The sequence below is a fragment of the Microbacterium sediminicola genome (assembly GCF_039531125.1).
Taxonomy (GTDB): Bacteria; Actinomycetota; Actinomycetes; order Actinomycetales; family Microbacteriaceae; genus Microbacterium; species Microbacterium sediminicola.
This window is the reverse complement of sequence record NZ_BAAAPL010000001.1, coordinates 641,096-661,452: the sequence shown is the minus strand read 5'-3', so window position 1 is coordinate 661,452 and position 20,357 is coordinate 641,096. Positions and strand designations below refer to the sequence as shown.

The 20,357-nt window shown below is 67.9% G+C and carries 18 protein-coding genes and 1 pseudogene; 5 read left to right on the top strand and 14 right to left on the bottom strand.

Going from position 1 to position 20,357, the window contains the following annotated elements; genetic code table 11:
* Positions 1–68: 68 nt before the first annotated feature.
* From glgX to glgB, 3 genes are all read left to right on the top strand, one after another.
* Complete coding sequence (gene glgX / locus ABD206_RS03010; protein ID WP_344069069.1) at positions 69–2,153, top strand: glycogen debranching protein GlgX; 2,085 nt, start codon at positions 69–71, stop codon at positions 2,151–2,153.
* A gap of 87 nt (positions 2,154–2,240) precedes the next feature.
* The gene (locus ABD206_RS03005) at positions 2,241–4,298 is read left to right on the top strand and encodes an alpha-1,4-glucan--maltose-1-phosphate maltosyltransferase (RefSeq protein WP_344069066.1); all 2,058 of its coding nucleotides are present in this window, start codon (positions 2,241–2,243) and stop codon (positions 4,296–4,298) included.
* Positions 4,295–6,478 carry a 1,4-alpha-glucan branching protein GlgB gene (gene glgB / locus ABD206_RS03000; RefSeq protein ID WP_344069063.1) on the top strand — a complete coding sequence of 728 codons (2,184 nt, stop codon included), beginning with the start codon at positions 4,295–4,297 and terminating at the stop codon, positions 6,476–6,478. Before ABD206_RS03005 ends, glgB begins: the two co-directional genes overlap by 4 nt.
* A gap of 7 nt (positions 6,479–6,485) precedes the next feature.
* On the opposite strand, the gene ABD206_RS02995 is transcribed toward glgB, so the two are convergent.
* Together ABD206_RS02995 and ABD206_RS02990 are read right to left on the bottom strand one after the other, a co-directional pair.
* Positions 6,486–7,418, bottom strand: a complete 933-nt coding sequence (locus ABD206_RS02995) for a tetratricopeptide repeat protein (protein WP_344069059.1) — start codon at positions 7,416–7,418, stop codon at positions 6,486–6,488.
* On the bottom strand, positions 7,415–9,217 hold the full coding sequence (locus ABD206_RS02990) for a DUF8094 domain-containing protein (protein ID WP_344069057.1): 1,803 nt from the start codon (positions 9,215–9,217) through the stop codon (positions 7,415–7,417). Before ABD206_RS02990 ends, ABD206_RS02995 begins: the two co-directional genes overlap by 4 nt.
* A gap of 189 nt (positions 9,218–9,406) precedes the next feature.
* Between ABD206_RS02990 and ABD206_RS02985 the strand changes: the two genes are divergently transcribed.
* Positions 9,407–10,471 (top strand): AI-2E family transporter, encoded by a 1,065-nt coding sequence (locus ABD206_RS02985; protein ID WP_344069055.1) that lies wholly within the window; start codon positions 9,407–9,409, stop codon positions 10,469–10,471.
* 5 nt (positions 10,472–10,476) lie between these two features.
* Here the strand turns inward: ABD206_RS02985 and ABD206_RS02980 are convergent, their stop codons facing one another.
* The 9 genes from ABD206_RS02980 to rpsB all read right to left on the bottom strand — a co-directional run bounded on the left by ABD206_RS02980 (position 10,477) and on the right by rpsB (position 17,172).
* Positions 10,477–11,205 (bottom strand): alpha/beta hydrolase, encoded by a 729-nt coding sequence (locus ABD206_RS02980; RefSeq protein ID WP_344069053.1) that lies wholly within the window; start codon positions 11,203–11,205, stop codon positions 10,477–10,479.
* 1 nt (position 11,206) lies between these two features.
* Positions 11,207–11,491, bottom strand: a complete 285-nt coding sequence (locus ABD206_RS02975; RefSeq protein WP_344071392.1) for a hypothetical protein — start codon at positions 11,489–11,491, stop codon at positions 11,207–11,209.
* A 17-nt stretch (positions 11,492–11,508) separates the two neighbouring features.
* Positions 11,509–12,207 (bottom strand): aggregation-promoting factor C-terminal-like domain-containing protein, encoded by a 699-nt coding sequence (locus ABD206_RS02970; protein WP_344069051.1) that lies wholly within the window; start codon positions 12,205–12,207, stop codon positions 11,509–11,511.
* 58 nt (positions 12,208–12,265) lie between these two features.
* Positions 12,266–12,937: a DivIVA domain-containing protein gene (locus ABD206_RS02965; protein ID WP_344069049.1), complete on the bottom strand. Its 672-nt coding sequence runs from the start codon at positions 12,935–12,937 to the stop codon at positions 12,266–12,268.
* Positions 12,934–13,941, bottom strand: a complete 1,008-nt coding sequence (locus ABD206_RS02960; RefSeq protein WP_344069045.1) for a phosphatidate cytidylyltransferase — start codon at positions 13,939–13,941, stop codon at positions 12,934–12,936. Before ABD206_RS02960 ends, ABD206_RS02965 begins: the two co-directional genes overlap by 4 nt.
* 8 nt (positions 13,942–13,949) lie before the next feature.
* Complete coding sequence (gene frr, locus ABD206_RS02955) at positions 13,950–14,504, bottom strand: ribosome recycling factor (protein ID WP_344069043.1); 555 nt, start codon at positions 14,502–14,504, stop codon at positions 13,950–13,952.
* A 46-nt stretch (positions 14,505–14,550) separates the two neighbouring features.
* Positions 14,551–15,276, bottom strand: a complete 726-nt coding sequence (gene pyrH, locus ABD206_RS02950) for a UMP kinase (protein ID WP_344069041.1) — start codon at positions 15,274–15,276, stop codon at positions 14,551–14,553.
* A gap of 86 nt (positions 15,277–15,362) precedes the next feature.
* Positions 15,363–16,190 (bottom strand): translation elongation factor Ts, encoded by an 828-nt coding sequence (gene tsf / locus ABD206_RS02945; RefSeq protein WP_344069038.1) that lies wholly within the window; start codon positions 16,188–16,190, stop codon positions 15,363–15,365.
* Positions 16,191–16,308: 118 nt separating this feature from the next.
* A complete protein-coding gene (gene rpsB, locus ABD206_RS02940; protein WP_344069035.1) occupies positions 16,309–17,172 on the bottom strand; it encodes a 30S ribosomal protein S2 in 864 nt (287 codons plus the stop codon).
* A gap of 290 nt (positions 17,173–17,462) precedes the next feature.
* Between rpsB and ABD206_RS02935 the strand changes: the two genes are divergently transcribed.
* A complete protein-coding gene (locus ABD206_RS02935) occupies positions 17,463–18,026 on the top strand; it encodes a murein hydrolase activator EnvC family protein (protein ID WP_344069032.1) in 564 nt (187 codons plus the stop codon).
* Positions 18,027–18,029: 3 nt separating this feature from the next.
* On the opposite strand, the gene ABD206_RS02930 is transcribed toward ABD206_RS02935, so the two are convergent.
* From ABD206_RS02930 to ABD206_RS02920, 3 genes and pseudogenes are all read right to left on the bottom strand, one after another.
* The gene (locus ABD206_RS02930; RefSeq protein WP_344069029.1) at positions 18,030–18,590 is read right to left on the bottom strand and encodes a hypothetical protein; all 561 of its coding nucleotides are present in this window, start codon (positions 18,588–18,590) and stop codon (positions 18,030–18,032) included.
* Between the two features lie 18 nt (positions 18,591–18,608).
* Complete coding sequence (locus tag ABD206_RS02925; RefSeq protein ID WP_344069026.1) at positions 18,609–19,511, bottom strand: tyrosine-type recombinase/integrase; 903 nt, start codon at positions 19,509–19,511, stop codon at positions 18,609–18,611.
* 70 nt (positions 19,512–19,581) lie between these two features.
* Positions 19,582–20,322: pseudogene (locus tag ABD206_RS02920) on the bottom strand (DNA-processing protein DprA); the annotation flags it as partial.
* Positions 20,323–20,357: the final 35 nt, after the last annotated feature.

Sequence of the window (20,357 nt, the reverse complement as noted above, 5' to 3'; positions counted from 1 at the left end):
AGAATCCGCCCGACCGCGGGTCGAGGTCCCGTCATCTGCCGGACGCACAGCGCCGGTATCGTACCCACATGACGGTGACCCCCCAGGCAGCGCAGTCCGTTCCCGGCCTGCTCTCTCCCCACCTCGACGACCTCGGCGTCACGATGCACGACGGCATCGGGACGCTGCGGCTGTGGTCATCGAATGCCAACGCGATCGAGTTGCAGATCTTCGACCCGGACGACCACGACTGGGTCATCGAGAGCGTCCCGCTGGAACCGGCCGGCCGCGGCGTATGGACGGTGCGCACGCCGACATTGCGCCCGGGCGCTGTCTACGCCCTGCGGGCCGACGGCCCTCACGCTCCGGGGAACATCTTCGACCGTTCCCGGGCTCTCCTGGACCCGTATGCCCGTGGGGTGGTGTCCACAGGATTCGAGCACTGGCGATCGGTGGTCGTCGACGAGTCCTTCGATTGGGGAGGCGTCGCAAAGCCCGGCACCCCGATGGATCGCACCGTCATCTACGAGGGACACCTCAAGGGCCTGAGCAAGCGCAACCCCCGCATCCCCGCACAGCTGCACGGGACCTACGCGGGACTGGCGCATCCGGCGACGATCGAGCATCTACTGGATCTCGGGGTCACGGCGGTCGAGCTGCTGCCGATCCACGCGTTCGTCTCGGAGCCGCGCCTGCTCGAGCACGGGCTGACGAACTACTGGGGATACAACACCCTGAGCTTCTTCAGCCCGCATGCGCCGTTCGCGACACGGGACAGTCGTCGGCACGGCCCGGCGGCCGTGTTGCGCGAGGTCAAGGGCATGGTCAAGCTGCTGCACCAGGCGGGGATCGAGGTCATCCTCGACGTCGTCTACAACCACACCTGTGAGCAGGGCGTCACCGGTCCGCGCACCAGCCTGCGGGGACTCGACAACCGCTCGTACTATCGCCAGCAGCGTGACGGCGACTACATCGACGTCACCGGGTGCGGTAACTCCCTCGACACCGCCACTGACGCCGCCTCCCGGTTGGTCCTGGACTCGCTGCGCTACTGGGCGAGCGAGGTCCAGATCGACGGCTTCCGCTTCGACCTCGCGACCACGCTCGGCCGCGACGCACAGCACGAGTTCGACCCACAGCATCCGCTGCTACGAGCGATCATCGACGACCCCGCACTGTCGGACGTGAAGAAGATCGCCGAACCGTGGGATGTCGGTATGGGTGGATGGCAGACCGGAAACTTCGGGGACGGATGGGCGGAGTGGAATGACCGCTATCGCGATCGCGTCCGCAACTTCTGGCTCAGCGACATCGAGTACACCCGCCATCATTCGGTCGCTCCGGTCGGCGTGGGTGGCTTCGCGACGCGTCTGGCAGGCTCCGCCAACACTTTCACCGCGGAGCGTGGCCCGCTCGCGAGCGTGAACTTCGTCACTGCACACGACGGCTTCACTCTGCACGATCTGGTCAGCTACAACGTGAAGCACAACACCGCCAACGGTGAGGACAATCGCGACGGCGCCGATATGAACCGCTCGTTCAACCACGGTGTCGAGGGGCGCACCGAGGATGGGCTCGTGCTCGCCGAACGCCGCAAGGCGATGCGGAATCTGATGGGCACGCTGCTGCTGTCTGCGGGCGTCCCGATGATCACCGCGGGAGATGAATTCGGCCGCTCGCAGGGCGGCAACAACAACGCCTACTGCCAGGACTCGCCGCTGACCTGGCTCGCGTGGGAGCACGAACCGTGGCAGCGCGACCTCTTCGCCCACGCGCGACGGCTGACGCAGCTGCGCCGCGAGAATCCCGCCCTGCGCCCTCGCCGCTTCGCGAGCGCGAAGCACCGTACCCCGTCCGCCTCGGTCATGGACTGGTACGACCAGCACGGCGAGACGATGTCCGGTGAGCAGTGGGCAGACCCCGAGCACCGCACGCTGCAGTATGTCGCGGCATCGACCCCCGAGCACGAGGCATTCAACCGCATCCTGCTGCTCGTGCACGGCGATGAGCGCCCGATCGACGTGACCCTTCCCGACATCGAGGGCGTGCGCTCCTATGCGCTGCTGTGGTCGAGCGCCGATGAGGCCCCCGCGCCGCAGGAAACCCACTTCCCGCCCGGCGCGGTCGTGCCTCTCATCGGCACCACCATGATGCTGTTTCGCGCGGATGCCTGACGGGCACGACATCAGCACGACGTGGACCCGCCGAGGGGACTGGATGCCGAGCCTCGACGCGGTAGGTTCGTGACTGTGAGTGCGTCGATGTCCGACTCCCAGCCCCACCCGTGGCGCAGCGCCGCCGCCATCCCGGTGCGCGAGCTCGTCGCCGCCGACTCCGACACGCTCACCGGCCGCATTCCCCTTCTTGACCCCACCCCGCACGTCCCCGGCGGCTTCACCCCGAAGGCCTTCTGCGGCGAAGTCGTGCCGTTCGGCGCGACGTCCTTCCGGGAGGGTCACGACCGTATCGGCGTCCACCTGCGACTGCGGGCACCGCTCGGGGACGTCTCGCTGCACCGGCTCACTGCGGCTGAAGACGGCTTCGACCGCTGGCACGCCTCCGTCGCCCTCCTGGAGGAGGGCACCTGGCACTTTCGCTTCGAAGCGTTCGCCGACGACTTCCTCACCTGGCAGCATGCCGCGCATGTGAAGATCGCCGCGGGGGTCGATGTCGACCTGATGCGCGAAAGCGGCGCACTCCTGCTCCTGCGCGCCGCGAAGCAAGAAGACCGGCCCTCGGGCGAGCGCAAGGCGCTGCGCGCAGCGGCCAGGGCCCTGCGCTCCCACGACGTTTCCGACCCGCTGACGATCGTCGATGACCCGGAGCTCGCAGCGTTCTTCGCCTCCCGGCCGCTCTTCTCCCTCTTCTCCGTCAGCGACGAACTGCCGCTGCGTGTCGAACGCGAGCGTGCCGGCGTAGGTGCCTGGTACGAGTTCTTCCCCCGCTCCGAGGGCGCTCGGGTACACAAGGACGGGTCGATCACGAGTGGCACGTTCCGCACGGCGGCCGCACGCCTGCCGGCCGTGGGTGCGATGGGCTTCGACGTGCTCTACCTGCCGCCGATCCATCCGATCGGGGCCACCAACCGCAAGGGCCCGAACAACACGCTCGTCGCCGGTGCCCACGATCCCGGCTCGCCCTGGGCGATCGGCGCAGCCGCGGGAGGACACGACACCGTCCACCCCGACCTCGGCACCCTCGCCGACTTCCGGGCCTTCGTCCGCTCGGCGCGTGCGGAAGGTATCGAGGTCGCCCTCGATCTCGCGTTGCAGGCTTCGCCCGACCACCCGTGGGTGCACGAACACCCCGAGTGGTTCACGCAGCTGCCCGACGGCTCCATCGCGTACGCGGAGAACCCGCCGAAGAAGTACCAGGACATCTATCCGATCAACTTCGACAACGATCCGGTCGGCATCCGCGCGGAGGTTCTGCGCATCGTGCGGCACTGGATCGCTCAGGGTGTGCGCATCTTCCGCGTCGACAATCCCCACACCAAGCCGCTGCAGTTCTGGGAATGGCTCATCCGCGAGGTCACCCGCACCGACCCGGACGTCATCTTCCTCGCCGAGGCCTTCACCCGTCCTGCGCCGCTGCACGGCCTGGCCAAGGTCGGCTTCCAGCAGAGCTACACCTACTTCACCTGGCGCAACACGAAGGAGCAGCTCGAGGAGTTCCTCTCCGGCCTCGCCCACGACACGGCCGACTTCCTTCGGCCCAATCTGTTCGTGAACACGCCCGACATCCTCACGGAGTACCTCCAGCACGGGGGACGCGCCGCGTACACCGTGCGCGCCGCGATCGCGGCGACCGCGGCGCCGACCTACGGCGTGTACGCCGGCTTCGAACTGTTCGAAAACGTGGCCCGCCCCGGCTCCGAAGAGAACATCGACAACGAGAAGTACGAGTACAAACCGCGCGATTGGGGGGCAGCCGAGCAGGCCGGCGACTCGCTGGCACCCTTCCTGACCCGTCTGAACGAGATCCGTCGGGCTCATCCCGCGCTTCGACAGCTCCGCAATCTCTTCATCCACTGGAGCGACGACGACGCGATCCTCGTCTATTCGAAGCACCTGGATGCCAGCTACTCCTCCGATGACACATCGGACACGATCATCGTGGTGGCCAACCTCGACCCGCACTCTGTGCGAGAAACCACGGTCCATCTCGACACGCGCGTCTGGGGAGTCGACCCCGGCACCCCGTTCACCGTCGTGGACCTCGTGACCGGGGCGGAGTGGACGTGGACCGATCACAACTACGTGCGCCTGGATGCCTTCCACACGCCGGTGCACATCCTCTGGATCAAGGGGGCACGATGAACTCGCCCGTACCCGCACTCCTCGACAACGGTCTGCTCGAAGCCGTGTCGCAGGGCCGCCACCACGATCCGCACAGCGTCCTCGGCATCCATCCCGCAGGCAAAGGGCGGTGGAGCATTCGGACTCGCCGCCCGCTCGCGACGACGGTGACCGCCGTCTTCGACTCGGGCAGGCACCTGCGCCTCGAACACGTCCACGCCGGCATCTGGGAGGGAAGTTTCAGCGGCTCCCGTGGTCCGTACCGCATCGACACCACCTACGACGACGCGCCGGTGTTCCGTGCCGACGACCCGTACCGCCACACCCCCACGATCGGCGAGCTGGACCTCCATCTGATCCGCGAGGGGCGCCACGAGGACCTGTGGCGCGTCCTGGGGTCACACGTGCGCACGAGCGACCACAGCGCCGGCACCTCATTCGCCGTGTGGGCACCCAACGCGCAGGCCGTGCGCGTCGTCGGCGACTTCAACGCGTGGGACGGCCAAGGTCATGCGATGCGGTCGATGGGCTCCTCGGGCATCTGGGAGCTGTTCATCCCCGCCATCGACGACGGCACCTGTTACAAGTACGAGATCCTGGGTCCCGACGGCCAATGGCGCGAGAAGGCCGATCCCATGGCGCGTCGGGCGGAGACGCCGCCGGCGACGGCGTCTGTCGTCACCGCGAGTTCCTACCGATGGGGCGACACGGCGTGGCTCGCGCAGCGTGCGAAGGACCGCCCCGTGAATCTGCCGATGTCGGTGTACGAGGTGCACTTCGGATCATGGCGCGAGGGACTCTCCTACCGCGAGGCCGCCGACCCGCTCATCGAGCACGTCACGAGCCTCGGATTCACGCACATCGAGTTCATGCCTCTCGCTGAGCACCCCTTCGGGCCCTCCTGGGGTTACCAGGTGACCGGCTACTACGCGCCGACGAGTCGATTCGGCTCTCCCGATGACCTGCGTTACCTGATCGATCGCCTGCATCAGGCGGGCATCGGCGTGATCATGGACTGGGTCCCCGGACACTTCCCCCGCGACGCGTTCGCGCTGGCGCGTTTCGACGGCAGCGCGCTGTACGAGCACCCCGACCCTCGACGCGGTGAGCACAAGGACTGGGGCACCCTGATCTTCGACTACGGGCGCAATGAGGTGCGCAACTTCCTCGTCGCGAACGCCCTGTACTGGTTCGACGAATTCCATGTGGACGGCCTGCGCGTGGATGCGGTGGCCTCCATGCTCTACCTGGACTACTCACGCAACGACGGCGAGTGGACGCCCAACATCCACGGCGGACGCGAGAACCTCGAGGCCATCCACTTTCTCCAGGAGGTCAACGCGACCTGCTACAAGAAGTTCCCCGGCATCAGCATGATCGCCGAGGAGTCGACGAGCTTCCCCGGGGTCACGGCTCCCACCGACCGCGCGGGGCTCGGCTTCGGGTTCAAGTGGAACATGGGCTGGATGAACGACACGCTCGAGTACATCAAGCGTGATCCGATCCACCGCCCCTACCACCAGGGTGAGCTGAGCTTCTCGTTCGTCTACGCCTTCAGCGAGAACTTCATCCTCCCCATCAGCCACGATGAGGTCGTGCACGGCAAAGGGACCCTGCTGGATCGGATGCCCGGCGACCATTGGTCGCAGCTGTCGACCATGCGGGCCTATCTCGCCTACATGTGGGGGCATCCAGGCAAGCAGCTGCTGTTCATGGGCCAAGAGTTCGGGCAGTACTCGGAATGGACCGAAGCGCACTCGTTGGACTGGTGGCTGCTGGAGCGCGAACCGCACCGCCGCCTTCAGGACTTCGTCGGATCCCTCAACGCGACCTATCGGAAAAACACACCGCTGTGGGCACGCGACAATGACCACACGGCGTTCTCGCGCATCGGCGCGCCGCACTGGGACCCGAGCGTGCTGGCGTTCACCCGAAGGGACTGGGACGGCAACACGGTGGCAGTCGTCTGCAACTTCTCCGGCTCAGCGCTGCGTCATCATGCCCTCGACCTCCCGCAGGCAGGCGTGTGGCGCGAGATTCTGAACACCGACGCGGCCGAATACGGCGGCGCGGGTCTCGGCAACATGGGCATGGTCGTCGCCCAGGACGGTGGCCGCGCGGAGATGGTCATTCCGGCGCTGAGCACGGTGTGGCTGCGCCACGAACCCCAGGCACGCATCCCGTCGCCCACCTCGGGCTGAGCCCGCGTCAGAACAGCAGCGATGCGAAGCGGCTGCGCGCGCGCCCCACGCGGGGGTCCTCGTCGCCGATGACCCCGAACAGCTCCAGGAGCCGCTCGCGTACCACGGGACGCTCCTCCGGCTCGAGAGCCGCGAACAGATCGAGCAGGCGATCGAACGCGTCGTCCACGTGACCGCCCGACAGATCGAGATCGGCGACGAGTAACTGGGCCTCGACGTCGTTCGGCGCGGCGGCGGCTGCGGCACGCGCTGCCTGCAGATCGGCGCCCTGCACCCGCGCAAGCAGCTTCACCTGACCGAGCCCCGCGCGCGCCTCATCGTCGCGCGGGTTCTCGGCCAGCGCCGCCTCGTACGCGGCGGCGGCCGCCACGTAGTCGCCCTCCTCGATCGCGGCGAACGCCGCCGCCATGTGGGGCGGCAGCGGCGGCTCCTCGGGAGCTGTCTCCTCGGGGGCGGCAGCGGTCGAGAGTGACCCGGTCACGCCGTTCTGCGCTGCGAGCTGCAGCAGCTGCGCGAAGACCTCACGCGCCTGCTGCTCGGGAACGGCGCCGTTGAACAGCGGCACGGCCTGGCCACCGACGAGGGCGACGACCATCGGGATCGACTGCGCACGGAAGGCCTGTGCCAGCTGGGGATTGGCGTCGACGTCCACCTTGGCGAGCACCACCCGGCCCGCGTGCTCGAGCACGATCTTCTCCAGGACCGGGCTCAGCTGCTTGCACGGCCCGCACCACTCCGCCCAGAGGTCGACGACGACCGGGACGGTCTTGGAGAGCTCGAGCACCTCAGGGAACATCGCATCGGTGACATCCATGATGAGGCCCGGGGCGTCCTGCGCCCCCGGGGCTCCTGCGGAGGGCGAGGGAGTGGACGGACGATTGCGCAGCGATGAGAGGTCGACGGCACCGCGCAGTGCGGCTGTCTGATCAGGAATACTCACAGCACCGATCCTTCCAGAATCGCGCTGGAATAGCCGAGCAGCTGGATCTTCTCGGTCGAACCCGCGGCCGGCACATAGAAGAACAGCTGGTCGCTGAACGTCGTCGAGAATCCGGTGGACGACTGATCGGCCCCGGCGAGCGTCTTCACCGTGTCGTTGCCTTCGAGCTTGATCACAGCGTCTTCGTTGGTGGGAGTCACCGTGTCGGTTTCATAGACGTTCACCGCCACGATCGCCCCGCTCTCCAGCGTCGCGATGGCGAACGGTGCCGCGTCGCCCGCCGTCGCGGAGAAGTCGAGGGTTCCCGTCTCCGCGCCCGTCTCGTTGAACTCGTCCAAGCGGGTCTGCCGGTCCGCGGCGACACTCGCGCGGAACTGGTCCTCGCTCTCGAACAGCGCGGCGTACTCGCTGCTGTCACCGTTGGTGAGGACGTCCGCGTACGCCGCCGCGAGCTCGTCCGGCGGGATCACGAGGAATGCCGAGTGTGGGGCGAGAAGGCTCGCACCGATGTACGGCGGCGCCAGCTCCGGAAGCAGGGTGGATGCCCCGAGATTCGCGTAGTAGCTCAGGCGATACTCGGACCACGCGTCCTCTTGGGTCAACACCATGATCGTCGACATGTTGGTGTCGGCGTCGTTGGCGATCGCCAGGAACGATCGCGGCCAACCATCGAAGGCCTGCGGCAGCACGACCTGGAGCGGATCATCGGGCACGACCTCCGGAGCGGCGTAGTCCGCGATCGCATCCCGCAGCGTGTAGTTGGTCTCGCGCACCGCCAGCGTCGGACCCGTCAGCCTGGTCGCGGCGAGCGCGGCATCCGTGTCGGTGTCGGCCTGCGCGACGGTGGCGGCGACACGGGCGACGATCTCCTGCGCCTGCGCTTGCGTGACGGCAGGCTGCTGCTGCCCCTCGGGGACGATCACCGAGGCCGTGGGGCTCGGCGACTGCGTGGGAATCAGGTCGGGCCAGTCGTCGGCTGTGCAGCCGACCAGGGACGCGACGACGACGCCGGCGAGGGGAACGGCCGCCAGGGTGCGTGCACGACCGGTGATCGAGCGTCGCGGTCTGCCGGCGCTGATCACGCCCTTGTCGCCATCGGTCTGCGCCAGGTCGATGGGCTCGGTCGGTGGCAGTGGCAGCCCCTTACGGCGCGGGCCTCGAGAACGCCGTACGTGGCGGATACCCAGCAAGTACAGCAGCACACCCACGGCCATGAGGATGCCGCCGCCGACGATGAGGGGTCCTGCCCAGGGCGTCGCGTTCTCCAGCGGCCAGGTGATCGTCACCTTCCCGGGCACGGGTTCGGTGCCGTCCGAAGCCACGATGATGCTCAGGTCCTCACCGAGCTGCAACGGAGCGATCACGGCGCCATCCCCGGTGTACTGGTCGTACCAGAGGTCGGATCCCTCGGGGTTGCGCGTCGGTTCGGTGCCATCCTCCGTGGTCGTCTCCGCATCCTCAGCGACGGCGACGGGCTCCGGTTCGATGACCTCCGTGGTCAGCACTCCCTCGTCGTCGACGCTCACGCTGCTGTAGGTCACGTCGGAGAGCCAGGCCTGGACATCGGACGTGCGGCCGTAGGCGGCAAACACCGTGCCGTCGCCGATCACACGGACGGTCTGCGTTCCCGGGAGCGAGTTCAGCACAGTGCCGGGAATGACGGCGTACGCCGTGTCGTCGGCGATCTCGACCTCGGATGTCGTGGACCGCGGCGGCTCGAAAATCGTCCGCTGCGCGATCCCGGCACCGATCATCACGGTCGCCAGCACCAGCGCGACCACAGCCCAGACAAAACGCACGAAACACCTTCCTCGGCGCGCCGCGGGTGTCCACGCGCCGGAAACTCGACATTTCAGACTAGCGAACGAGACCTGAATGTCCCCAGAGAGCAGCGACGCGACCTCGGCGCGGCACGGTCGTCACGACTTCTGGGGCACCACGCCGTATCCTGACTGCCAGGCACCCGCCACGACAGAAGACGAGGTCTCGTGAAGATCCAGAGCCCCTTCCGGACCGCGTTCCTCGCCACCCTGGGCGTCGGGCTCGGTCTGCTCCTCATATCCAGCGTGCAGAGCCTGTCCTCGATCCTCCTGTACGTCGGAACCGCGCTGTTCCTCGCCCTGGGGCTTGAACCCATGGTCTCGTGGTTGGTCCGGCACCGCCTGCCGCGGTGGAGCGCCGTCCTGGTGACGATCCTCATCCTCCTCGCCGTCTTCGCCGGGGTCATGCTGATGATCCTCCCGATCATCATCGACCAGATCTCGCAGTTCGTCGCCGCCGTGACGCGCATCTTCCAGAATCCTTCGTGGCCGGACGAGCTCAAGGACTGGCTCACGTCGGTCTTCCCGACACTGCGCGTCGACGACATCTTCGCGTACATCGAGGAGTGGCTGGCCGGCCTCGATTTCGCGTCGATCGGCGGATCCATCGGCGGCAGTGTCATCGTGCTCGGCGCGTCGATCGCGGCCGGTCTGTTCGGCGCGTTCATCGTGCTGATCCTGACGATCTACTTCACTGCCTCGATCCCCTCGCTCAAGAAGGCCGTCTACCAGGTGGTCCCCGCGTCGCGTCGCTCACGCTTCGTCGACCTGTCGGAGCAGATCACCGATTCCGTCGGGTACTACGTCATCGGCCAGGTGACTCTGGGACTGATCAACGGCACCCTGTCGGCGATCTTCCTGTCGATCATCGGCGCCCCCTTTCCCGCCGTCCTCGCGGTGGTCGCCCTGCTGTTCTCGCTGATCCCGCTCGTGGGCACACTCACGGGATCCACCATCATCGTTCTGGCGTGTCTCATCCCGGGACTCGGCTCCCCCACCACGGCCCTCATCGCCGCGATCTACTACCTGATCTACATGCAGGTCGAGGCGTACGTCATCTCCCCACGCATCATGAGCCGCGCCGTGCGCATCCCCGGCGCCGTCGTCGTGGTCGCAGCCCTGGCCGGCGGTGCGTTGCTGGGCCTGCTGGGTGCGCTGATCGCGATCCCCGTCGCCGCGAGCATCATGCTCATCTATCGCGAGGTGTTGATCCCGCGGCAGAACGACCGTTGAGTCGACTACTGCGTAGCCGCGAGTGAGCCATGCCACTCCACCGGCAGAGGGAGCGCGTCGGGGTTCACCGCCGCGACGATCTCGGTGAGGACGACACGTGTGTAGGTCTCACCGACCCAGAGGTGCTTGGCGCCGTCCACCCCGATCACCGTGGCGTCAGGGATGACAGCGAACCTTTCGCGTGCTTCCTCCGGACGCAGGTAGTCGTCGAACTCCGGCACCAGCACGATGACCGGTCGTGGGTCCTCGGCCCAGGCGGCGACCTCGGCCGGCGTCGCTCGGTGCAGCGGTGGGGAGAGCAGGATGATGCCCTCCACGTCGTGCTCGGCAGCGTACTTGAGCGCCAGCTCGGTGCCGAAGGACCAGCCGACGATCCACGGTCTGGGCAGGCCCCGCTCGCGGACGAAATCCATGGCGGCCGCGACATCCCATCGTTCGGCTTCGCCACCGTCGAACGCACCCTCGCTCGTCCCGCGCGGCGAACTCGTCCCCCTCGTGTTGAAGCGCAGCACCGCCAGATCCGCGAGAGCGGGCAGACGCGCCGCAGCCTTGCGGAGGATGTGGGAGTCCATGAACCCGCCCGCGGTGGGGAGCGGATGCAGGGTGACAAGAGTCGCCGAGATCCGACCCGACTCTGGTAGAGCCAGCTCACCGACGAGGGTCAGCCCATCTGCCGTGCGCAACTCGATGTCCTCGCGTCGCGCCGGCAGGGTCACCGCGCCCCTGATCTCCATCTCAGCTGATCCTCCAGCAGTGTGTGTGCCAATGGCGGCGTGCGGCGAGGTCCGCCGCATCGCCCAGTACTCCGTCAGCGCGCCACGTGACGACGTGCGCCGTGCCCGGACCGATCACCCGGGTGCATCCGGGGCAGGTGTAGCTCTTGGTCGCTGCGCTCGCAGTGACCGGTTGTACCGTCCACTCCGTGCCGCGCCGGGTCTCGGTTCTCTTCCACCCCGCGAGCATCCGCTCGAAGCCGTCGCCGGCCGGGCGCTCCGGGCGTCGTCGGTGAGATCGTGGCATGGCGGAGGCGGCGGCGCTCACCACCAGTGGTTGTTGATCCAGAAGTTGTACGCGCCGGCCCAGCTGCCGTAGCGGCCCACCGCGTAGCCGTTGGCCCAGCGAAGATTGTCGACGGGGTCGTATCCGTTGCCCGGCACCTTGCTGCACGGCAGCGCCTGCACGAGCCCGCATGCCCCGGAGCTGCGGTTGGTCGCATTGGGGTTCCAGCCGCTCTCACGCCCGACGATGTAGTCGACGTAGCCCCAGTCGCTCTCGGGAATGCCGGCGGCTGCCATCCACTCGGCCGGGCTCCCGCCTCCGCTGTAGTACAGCACCGTCGCCGCGGACGCCGCTGCGGCGACAGGTTCGGGGGTCGGGGTCGGGGTCGGGGTGACGTAGACCTGGTAGCCGTCCCGGTCGAGATCGACCGCGTCGGTCGACTCCTCACCGGCGACGACGAGCGATTGCGCGTCCACGATCGAGCTCGCGTACAGCGAGACCGACGCGGGCGCATCGTCATCGGCGGCCGCCAAGGCCATGCCCGTCGGGCCCGCCGAGACCGCGACGAAGCCGATCGCGGCGAAGGCGGCGACCACTCCGAGCACACCGCGCTTCTTCGACCAGTGGACCCGCGGAGCCGGGGGCCGTGGGGTCGGGGCGGGCGCGGTCGAAGAACGCGGCGTCAACTCGCTGTGACGCCGCGCGGGGGCGGTGTCTGGCCGGTCCGTCTCACTCACAATGCTGCAATTCTACCGACGCCAGTCTGAGAACGAGGTCCGTGACTCGTCGAGTGGGCTACTCGACGGCGAGCATGACCTCGACGACGCTGTCCAGCAGCGCGTCCACTTGCGCCTCGCGGTATCCGCCCCGCTGCATCTGGAAAGCGACGGACCTCACCTGGGCGACGTTCGCGCCGCTGCCGGCCTGCAGGTATCCCGAGATCTTGTCCATGACGAAGTCCACCTCGTCGACACGGTAGCCATAGCGGAGCGCCCCGACGCGGTCGAACCGGCGCTTGCGAGGGCGTCCAATCCGGTTGAGGATCGTCTGTGCCTCTTCGCGGGCTCGGGTGACCCAGTCGTCAGGGCCAGAACGGGCGATCGCCTGTTCCCGCTCGCGCGCCGCGAAGGCGTCCTCGAGGCGCGTCAGCGCGGCATCCACGGCGGCGATGTCGTACCCGCGACGGACGACCGGGAATCCCGCGGCGCGGACATCGCCCGATCCGAGCGCGACCTCGTCGGGTCGCTCGAATGCCTCTCGCGCATTGCCGAGGAAGGCCTCCACCGCGGCACGCTCATAGCCCTTTCGCCCCCGGCCCGCCAACGGGAACAGGGGTGCCGGCGCGGCCTCGTCCGCTGCAGCCTCCTCCACGCCGGTCGATGCCGCGTCGTCCACGCGGACCGCGAGAGAGGACGTCTCATCGGCGGCGCCGGGTTCGGTGATCGGAGAATCAGAAGTATCTGTCACGACGTCCCCAGGGGCTGGAAGAGATAGTACAAGGCGAGCGCTGCCGTCGCCGAGGGCAGGATCGAATCGAGCCGGTCAAGGACACCGCCGTGGCCCGGCAGCCAGGAGCTCATGTCCTTGACGCCAAGATCGCGCTTGACCATCGACTCACCGAGGTCGCCGAGCGTCGCAGTGAGCAGGATGACGATGCCGAAGATCGCACCGGCCCACCACGGGATGTGCAACAGGAAGATCGCGAGCAGGACGCCGGCGGCGACAGCTCCCACCACGGCCCCCGCAAAGCCCTCCCAGGTCTTGTTCGGGCTGATGCGGGGTGCCATCTTGTGGCGGCCGAAGCTGAGACCCGACGCGTAGGCGGCCGTATCGGCCACGACGGCCACCGCGATGAAGCCGATCACCCACCACTCGCCGGCGTCCTCCCGCAGCAGCAGCATGCACATGCTCGCGAGGAAGGGCACGTAGACCACGGCGAAGGTTCCGGCGAGCACGTCGGTCGCCACCGCGCCGTAGGTACGGCCGTCTGCCGCGACCATCTGGGCGACCAGGCGCCACACCACGACCACGGCGAGGGAGACGAACAGCGCCACCCACTGCAGCCACAGGTGCGCGAACGCCGCCGTGGGGATGAGGAGCACACCGGCGGCCAGCTGCGGGATGACGTCGATGCGACGGCCGGCACCGCTCAGGGCACGGGAGAGCTCGAAGCTGCCGAGCAGAACCGCCGCAAGCGCGAGCGGCACGAACAGCCACTTGATGAAAACGAGCGACGACAACACGATCGCACCGATCGCGACACCGATGACGATGGCGAGGATGAGATCGCGACCGGTGCGCTTCTTGAGGCGCTCGTTGGCCTCTTCGAACTCAGCGCGCGCATGGGCGACCTGCGACTCGAATTCACTGCGCGCCGACATCATGTGCGCATGGAACGCCGAGCCGCCCTCCGGCGCCGCTCCGGCCGGATCGGGTGCGGCCGCGCCGCGATCAGGGCTCTCGTCCGCCATGGCGACAGCTAGACCTCGAGCAGTTCTGCTTCTTTGCGCTTGAGCGCCTCGTCGATGAGATCGACGTGCGCGCGCGTGATGGTGTCGAGCTCCTTTTCCGCGCGGCTCAGCTCGTCCTCGCCGAACTCCGTTTTGAGCGCGTCCAGATCGTCCTTCGCCTTGCGTCGGATGCCGCGTACGTGAACCTTCGCGTCCTCGGCCTTGGTGCGCACCAGCTTGACGAACTCCTTGCGGCGCTCCTCGGTCAGCTCAGGCATCGTCACTCGGACGATCGTGCCGTCATTGGTCGGGTTCGCGCCGAGGTTGGGCATGTCTCGGATAGCCTGTTCGATCGCCTTGAGCGCCGACTTGTCGTAGGGCGTGACGATCAGGGTTCGCGCCTCGGGGTTGTTCAGCGAGGCCAGCTGGTTCAGCGGAGTCGGGGAGCCGTAGTAGTCGACCATCACGCGCTGGAAGAGCTGCGGATTGGCCCGACCGGTGCGCACCGTTGCGAAGTCGTCCTTGGCGCCCTCCACGGCTCGGTCCATGCGGGCTCCGGCATCGGTCAAGACATCCGCGATCACGGTGATTCCTCCAGGGTGTTCCGAAGTGTCCAGTCTAGTCCGCGCGTCACGCGGCGACGGTGACGCGCGTTCCGATGGGCGCGCCGAGCAGCGCGCGGGTGACGTTGCCCTCGGGCTCCATGCCGAACACCCGCATGTCCATGCCGTTGTCCATGCACAGGCTGAAGGCGGTCGAATCCACGACCTTGAGGCCCTGCTGCAGCGCCTCCCGGTAGGTGATGGTGTCGATGCGGGTCGCCGTCGGGTCGGTGCGCGGATCGGCGGTGTAGACGCCGTCGACGCCGTTCTTGGCGACCAGAACCTCCGTGGCGCCGATCTCGAGCGCGCGCTGGGCGGCCACCGTGTCGGTGGAGAAGTACGGCAGTCCCGCGCCCGCACCGAAGATGACGACGCGACCCTTTTCCATGTGACGGGTCGCGCGACGCGGAATATACGGCTCGGCGACCTGGGTCATCGAAATCGCCGACTGCACGCGGGTCGCAGCTCCTGCCTGCTCGAGGAAGTCCTGGAGTGCCAACGCGTTCATGACGGTTCCGAGCATGCCCATGTAATCGGCACGGCCGCGGTCCATGCCGCGCTGGCTGAGCTCGGCACCGCGGAAGAAGTTGCCGCCGCCGACGACGACGGCGATCTCGACGTCGTCCACCGCCGCGGCGATCTCGCGCGCGATCTGGCTGACGACATCGGGGTTGACCCCGAGCTGGCCGCCGCCGAACGCCTCACCGGAGAGTTTCAGAAGGACGCGTCGGCGCCCGGTCGATTCATCGGTCACGTCGTGATCCTTCCGTTACGTGTACAACCTAGCCGAGAGCATGCGAAGGGGCCCGCATCACACGATGCGGGCCCCTTCACAGAACCTCAGGCTCCGACCTTGAACCGGGCGAAGCCGGTGAGGGTGAGGCCGGCGTCTGCCGCAACCTTCGCGACGCTGAGCTTGTTGTCGCGCGCGTAGTCCTGGTCGAGCAGCGAGACCTGCTTGAAGAACGCGTTCACGCGTCCCTCGACGATCTTGGGCAGCGCCGCCTCCGGCTTGCCCTCGTTGCGTGAGATCTCGGTCACGATCTCGCGCTCCTTCTCGACATCGGCCTCGGGGACCTCATCGCGACTCAGGAACGAGGGGTTCGCGAACGAGATGTGCTGCGCGATCGCACGAGCGGTCTCGGCATCCTCACCCGTGTAGGCGAGGACGACACCGACCTGCGGGGGCAGATCCTTGTTGGTCTTGTGCAGGTAGATCTCGAAGGAATCGCCGGAGAGCGTGCGTACACGGCGCAGTTCGACCTTCTCGCCGATGATGGCCGCGTCGTCAGAGATGACCTGCTCGACGGTGCTGCCCCCGGCCGGTGCCGCCAGCGCAGCCTCGACCGAGTCGGCCGAGACCGCCGAGGCGGCATCCAAGACCTTCTCCGCGAGCGCGGTGAAGCGCTCGTTCTTCGCCACGAAGTCCGTCTCGCAGGCGAGCTCGATCAGAGTGACCTTGCCGTCGAGCTCACGCGCGGCGATGAGGCCCTCGCTGGTGGAACGGTCGGCGCGCTTGGCATTGCCCTTCGCGCCCTTCAGACGCAGGATCTCAACGGCCTTCTCGACGTCTCCGTCGGCCTCTTCCAGCGCCTTCTTAGTGTCGACCATGCCGGTGCCGAGCTGCTCGCGCAGCGCCTTGATGTCGGCGATCGTGAAGTTTGCCATGGGTGGCAGCTCCTTGTTCGTGGTGAGTTCTCATGGATGCTCCGGTGGCGCGCATGCGCCACCGGAGCAGTGTGTCTATGCCTTCTGAAGGTGGGTGGACCTCCAAGAGGCGTGCGGCTTACTTGGCTTCGGCGGCGGCCTCAGCGCCGGCGGCGTCTGCGGCCGACTCGGTCGCAGCGGTCTCGACCTCGGCGACATCGGTGACGACGGGCGCACCCTGCTCGAGCAGCTCGCGCTCCCACTCGGCCAGCGGCTCAGCCGACTCGGCGGACTCTGCGGCGGCGTCGGGCTGGTGACGCTGGATGAGACCGTCAGCGGCGGCGTCGGCCACGATGCGGGTGAGCAGGCTCACCGAGCGGATGGCGTCGTCGTTGCCCGGGATCGGGAACTGGAATTCGTCGGGGTCGGCGTTGGTGTCGAGGATGCCGATCACCGGGATGCCGAGCTTCTTGGCCTCATCGATGGCGAGGTGCTCACGCTTGGCGTCGACGACCCAGATCGCCGAGGGGGTCTTCTGCAGGTTGCGGATACCGCCCAGCGACTTGTGAAGCTTGTCGAGCTCACGCTTCTTGATCAGAAGCTCCTTCTTGGTGAGCCCGCTGACGGCCGGGTTCTCGTAGTCGAGCTCCTCGAGCTCCTTCATGCGCTGCAGGCGCTTGGAGACCGTCGAGAAGTTCGTCAGCAGACCGCCGAGCCAACGCTGGTTGACGTAGGGCTGGCCCACGCGCGTGGCCTGCTCGGCGATGACTTCCTGCGCCTGCTTCTTCGTGCCGACGAAAAGGATCGTGCCGCCGTGGGCCACCGTCTCCTTGACGAACTCGTAGGCCCTGTCGATGTACGTGAGCGACTGCTGCAGGTCGATGATGTGGATGCCGCTGCGCTCCGTGAGGATGAAGCGCTTGACTTTCGGGTTCCAGCGGCGGGTCTGGTGTCCGAAGTGCACGCCGCTGTCCAGCAGCTGGCGAATGGTGACGACGGCCATGGCCGTGCTCCTTTTCTGACGCGAGGGCGTCTCTTGCGGTTGTGTCGCCGATCGGCGGATCGGGCTTCCTGGTACCCGGCACGCTCCCGCTCGGCGGAATGTCCGCCGAGACCGTGGGGAGAGATGCCACCCGGAAGACCCGGGCTGTGGGCACGCGTAGTCATCCCGACAAGCGAGATGCCCTCTCAGTGTACCAGCGACCGCTCCTCCCCCGCGGCCGTGCTCCGTCCGCTCTCCCCAGCATCGCGCGCACGCGGATCCGGCCCCGCTCCGCGATGGACGATGGCGCCATGTTCACTCCCCGAGGACGCATCCACCTCGTCGCCGTCTCGCTGATCATCGTCGGTATGGCGTCGGGCCTCACCGCGAGCGCCGCAGCCGCTTCCGCGCCGACATCCGCATCCCTGACCGTCACGTCGTCCCGGAGTGCAGACGCGGCATTCACGGACGGATGGGTATGGCCCGCGACCGGCTTCCGACTGGCGCGCCCCTACGTCGCCCCCGCCCATCGCTATGGCCCCGGCCACCGTGGCATCGACCTGCAGCTTTTCGAAGACCTGTCGGTGTATGCACCGGCGGCAGGTGTCGTCGCCTTCGCCGGACCTGTCGCAGGTCGTGAGGTGGTCACCGTCGACCATGGCAGCGGTCTGGTCACCTCGTTCGAGCCCGTGACCGCCATCGTCCGTATCGGTGACGCCGTCGAAGCGGGCGAGCGCATCGGTGTGCTCTCGTCGGGCGGACATGCCGGTGACGGGATGGTGCACGTCGGACTGCGTCTCGACGGCGAGTACCTCAACCCGCTCGTGATGCTCGGCGGCGTTCCCGGGTCCGTGCTCCTGCCGTGCTGTGAGTGAGGCTCAGCCGATCGCGTTGCGGTCGCCGTTGTCGCTGACCAGTCCGATCTCGATCGCGGACACAGAGTTGTCGTTGCCGTTGAGGGTGACGGCACCGATCGATCCGTCGGAGGCGATCCCGTTGCGGTCCCCCGCGATCGTCATCGTGCCGATGGCTCCGGTCGCGATCCCGTTGTCGGTCCCTTCCAAGCGGAGCGTATCGATATCGCCGAGGGTGATGTCATTTGCGGTCCCCTGAATGACGACGCTCCCGAGCGCCCCGTCGACGATGACGAGCAAGCGGCTCCCGGCGATCGTGAGCTCGGCACAGTCCCCCGTCACCGTGAACGACTGATCATCGCCGGCCAGGGTCGCAACGCCCGAAGCGCAGAACTCGGAGCTGGTCGGAGAGGCGGACGGCGAAGCGGTGATGCTCGCCGTGGGAGTAGGAGTGGGAGTGGGCGATACCGGAAGCGGAGTAGGGAGCACCGTGAGGCGAACCTCGGGCGTGCTGCTCGCACACCCAGACAGTGCAAGCGCAACGGCTGCGAGCGCGATCGCGATCCTGCGCTTTCCGTGAAGCATGCCGCCAGCCTAGGACGATCAGGCCCGCGGATGCGCCAGGCGGTATGCACCAGCGAGCCGCTCGCTGCTGACGTGCGTGTAGATCTGGGTCGTCCCCAGGCTCGCGTGCCCCAGCATCTCCTGCACGGCGCGCAAGTCGGCCCCACCGTCGAGCAGGTGCGTCGCGCCCGAGTGGCGCAAAGCGTGCGGACCAGCGGCGTCACCGAGCACGGGGGCGAGCTCGCGCGCGACGACGTCGTACACCGCGCGCGGCCCCACCCGCGATCCGCGCGCACCGAGGAAGAGAGCTCCGCTCGGCGCCGTAGTGGCGCGATCGACCAGCGTGGGACGACCGCGCACGAGATACGCCTCGAGAGCGCGTGCAGCGGCACCGCCGTACGGAACGATCCGCTCCTTCGCGCCTTTTCCCCAGACACGAGCCGTGCGATGCGTGCGGTCGAGGTCATCGATGTCGAGCCCGCACAGCTCCGACACCCGCAACGCCGATCCGTACAGCACCTCGATCATCGCGTGGTCGCGCAGATCGAGCGGGTCCCCCTCGGCGGCGCGTGCGGACATCCGGTCCAACACATCGGTGAGCGCATCCGCGGCCGCAACCTTCGGGAGCGATGCGGGACGCTTCGGACTGACCAGCCGCAACGCCGGATTGGCAGTGATCGCCTCGTTGTCGAAGGCCCAGGAAAAAAGGGCCCGCGTCGCGGCTGCTCGGCGCGCGAGCGTCGAACGCGCATCGCCGTGCTGGGCACACACCCACATCCATTCGCGGAGCGCCTCGAGATCGATCTCCGCCAGCGGCAACGGCCCGATCACGGCGCAGAGGTTCTGCAGGTCTGACCGATACGCACGCACGGTGGCGGGCGCGAGCCGGCGCACACTCGTGAGGTGCACACAGAACGCGTCGATCGCCTCGGGCAGATTCACCTTCCCAGCATGCCGCCTCGCGATCGACGCGAACGGCGGATGCCACGGCGTGGCGGCGCTGCGCACCGCGTTACGCTCTCCGCCAGCCGCTCCCCTCTGCCAACGCCCTCCCGTCGAGCGCGAGCAGCCCCAGCGACGAACGGACCTCGGAGATCGACATTCCGCTGCGGCGAGCGAGCTCCTCGACGGACCGGGGCGCACGCGTGCTCAAGGCATCCAGCACCCGACTCTCGTCTCCGACGCGGTCACCGTCCCCCGGCGCTGCCGCGCCCGGGCCGGCACACCATCCGATGAGCTCGCGCGCATCGTCGGCCGAGGTCACGCAGATGGCATCCAGCTCGCGCAGCAAGCGATGGCAGCCCGCAGACGCGGCGCTCGTGACGGGGCCCGGCACCGCTCCGAGCGGCCTTCCCAAGGTCGCCGCGTGGTGGGCGGTGTTCAGCGACCCGCTGCGCCACCCTGCCTCGACCACGACGGTGGCCTGGCCGAGGGCCGCGATCATGCGGTTTCTGGCCAGAAACCGCCACTTGGTGGGGGCTGTGCCCGGCGGGACCTCGGACATGACTGCGCCGCCCGCGCATATCCGCTCGATCAGATCCGAATGCCCACTCGGGTACGGACGGTCGACTCCGCCCGCCAGCAGCGCGATCGTCATGCCACCGGCCGCGAGCGCGCCACGATGCGCCGCGCCGTCGATGCCGTATGCCGCACCCGACACCACGGCGACCCCGTGCCCGCCGAGGCCGGACGCGAGCTGACCGGCGACATGCTCCCCGTATTCCGTCGCCGCCCGAGCCCCGACGATGGAGACAACCACGCCCTTTTGCGTCTAACGCAGGTTCGGGT

Bases quoted from the DNA above. Each gene is read 5' to 3' on its own strand.
- ABD206_RS02980 (WP_344069053.1), bottom strand. From the start codon at position 11,205: ATGGAGATCAGGGGCGCGGTGACCCTGCCGGCGCGACGCGAGGACATC.
- ABD206_RS02935 (WP_344069032.1), top strand. From the start codon at position 17,463: ATGTTCACTCCCCGAGGACGCATCCACCTCGTCGCCGTCTCGCTGATC.
- ABD206_RS02930 (WP_344069029.1), bottom strand. From the start codon at position 18,590: ATGCTTCACGGAAAGCGCAGGATCGCGATCGCGCTCGCAGCCGTTGCG.
- ABD206_RS02975 (WP_344071392.1), bottom strand. From the start codon at position 11,491: ATGCCACGATCTCACCGACGACGCCCGGAGCGCCCGGCCGGCGACGGC.
- tsf (WP_344069038.1), bottom strand. From the start codon at position 16,190: ATGGCAAACTTCACGATCGCCGACATCAAGGCGCTGCGCGAGCAGCTC.
- ABD206_RS02960 (WP_344069045.1), bottom strand. From the start codon at position 13,941: ATGGCGGACGAGAGCCCTGATCGCGGCGCGGCCGCACCCGATCCGGCC.
- glgX (WP_344069069.1), top strand. From the start codon at position 69: ATGACGGTGACCCCCCAGGCAGCGCAGTCCGTTCCCGGCCTGCTCTCT.
- rpsB (WP_344069035.1), bottom strand. From the start codon at position 17,172: ATGGCCGTCGTCACCATTCGCCAGCTGCTGGACAGCGGCGTGCACTTC.
- glgB (WP_344069063.1), top strand. From the start codon at position 4,295: ATGAACTCGCCCGTACCCGCACTCCTCGACAACGGTCTGCTCGAAGCC.
- ABD206_RS03005 (WP_344069066.1), top strand. From the start codon at position 2,241: ATGTCCGACTCCCAGCCCCACCCGTGGCGCAGCGCCGCCGCCATCCCG.